Genomic DNA, 1944 nt, shown 5'->3' on the forward strand with positions numbered 1-1944 from the left:
AGCTGATATCCCAGTGCTCCAGAAAAATGGTCCAAAAGATATCCGGCAACAATCGGGACAAACACTTCCGAACTGTAGCCCAAAGGAGCGATAATAGCTACGGCAGTCCCGGTAAACTCAGTGGGGTAATCTCCTTCTTCAAGTATTGCATAATGCAAAGCTTGTATTGCATACATAGAAGTATAGATTGCGCAAGCGAATACAACTACTACATAGACAAGGCTCGCTTTTCCAGGTGTAAATATAATACCTAAAATACCCAATATCATTACTGCAAAGCCAACAAGCATCACTTTTGATGAGCCCACCTTGTCACCCATAATACCGGCAACAAAACAGCCTATTGGACGACAATACTGTGAGAATATTGTGAATGCTGCGGCAAGAACTACACTGGCACCGAAAACAGATGTGGTGTATGGTGCTATATAGTAGTAACCAATCAGGGTCGCATAAGATGTGAACATCATAATAATTACCAGCCAAGTATGGGGCATTTTTAAAACCTTTTTCAGTACAGGGACATTAAATAGCGGTTTCTTTTCCTCTGTATCCTGGCCAGTCGCTGTCTCTAACTCTGGATCTGTTTCCTTTAAATTGAAGAAAACAATAATACCGAGAAGCACACAGACAGCAGAATACACAAAGATAATGGCTGATAAGCCTAGTTTGTCAGAGAAGTTTGATGACAGATAGGAGAACATTGCCAATATTAAGGAAAAGTGGACAATATTTGTGATTCCTCTACCACCTTCCATAAACCCGAATGCTTTACCCTGCTCATCGGAATCTGCAATAGAACGAATCGCTTTTACCAAGGCGCACCAAAAGGTTAGAATTGACGTTATTCCCCACAGTGCGTGGACTGCAAGCACAACCGGATAGGGAGGATATAGAAGTAAAATAAAGCCCAATAAACCAGTTGCGGTTAGGGAAAGAGTAATCAATTTTCTAGCAGAAAATCTGTCCGCTAAAACTCCGCCAAAAAAATAAGCAACAACACTTAAAGCGCCAAAAACACTACCTAGACTACCCATCTGAGTATTTGTTAAATTAAAACACTGGACAAATACATCATAGTAATAGTTTCTAAAGTAAGGAAGAGCATAAATCATAGCTCCCGAAATTGTTAGGAGCACTAATGTGAACATATTCTCTTTGAGCTTACTCTTTTTTGGTGTGCTCATCTTTTTAGTTTCCTCCTGTATTGTTATAATTTAAATAATACGGAACCTGAATTATTTGGAGCACTTAATAATATGATCCTCAAGTTTTTTGGATGTTTTTGTTAGAACACGGTGCCCTTCCTTTGTAACCAAGACATCATCCTCAATACGAACACCACCGATACCTGGCAAATAGATACCGGGTTCAATTGTAAAAACCATACCTTCAGTAAGGGTAATATCATTGCTTGCTGAAATGAAAGGTTCTTCATGTATATCTAGCCCCAGACCATGGCCTGTCCTGTGTAAAAACTGCTCACCATAGCCTGCGTTTGTAATATAATCTCGTGCTGCCTTATCAACTTCCCATGCCTTGACACCGGGTTTAACTTTTTCGATAGCAGCAAGGTTTGCACCCAATACAATTTCATAAATCTCAGCAAGCTTATCATTCCCCACTTCACCCAGGAAAAGGCAGCGTGTAATGTCTGACCAGTAATTCTTATAATATGCGCAAAAGTCCAGAAGGATAATATCCCCCTCTTTAAATGCATAGTCACTCGGCACTGCATGAATATTTGCTGAGTTTTTACCTCCGAGAACAAGAATAATGAATCTATCGGTAATTACACCGGGGTTTTTAATCATATACTCATACATCAGCAGAGATAACTCTTTTTCGGTCATGCCGGGCTTAACTAACTTTGACAAATACTCAATGGTACTATCAACAATTTCCGCAGCGGTTTGAATGTTTCAATTTCCAGCTCGTCCTTAT

Annotated in this window: 2 protein-coding genes; both read right to left on the reverse strand. The window is 39.9% G+C overall.

What is annotated here, in order from left to right:
* Positions 1-1187 (reverse strand): MFS transporter (locus tag SSCH_RS07530; RefSeq protein WP_044664927.1); only part of this gene is annotated, 1187 nt, incomplete at its 3' end.
* A 51-nt stretch (positions 1188-1238) separates the two neighbouring features.
* Positions 1239-1919: a M24 family metallopeptidase gene (locus SSCH_RS07535; RefSeq protein ID WP_269746148.1), complete on the reverse strand. Its 681-nt coding sequence runs from the start codon at positions 1917-1919 to the stop codon at positions 1239-1241.
* Positions 1920-1944 lie beyond the last annotated feature (25 nt).

This window comes from Syntrophaceticus schinkii, from assembly GCF_000946815.1.
In the GTDB taxonomy this organism is placed as follows: Bacteria; Bacillota; DSM-12270; order Thermacetogeniales; family Thermacetogeniaceae; genus Syntrophaceticus; species Syntrophaceticus schinkii.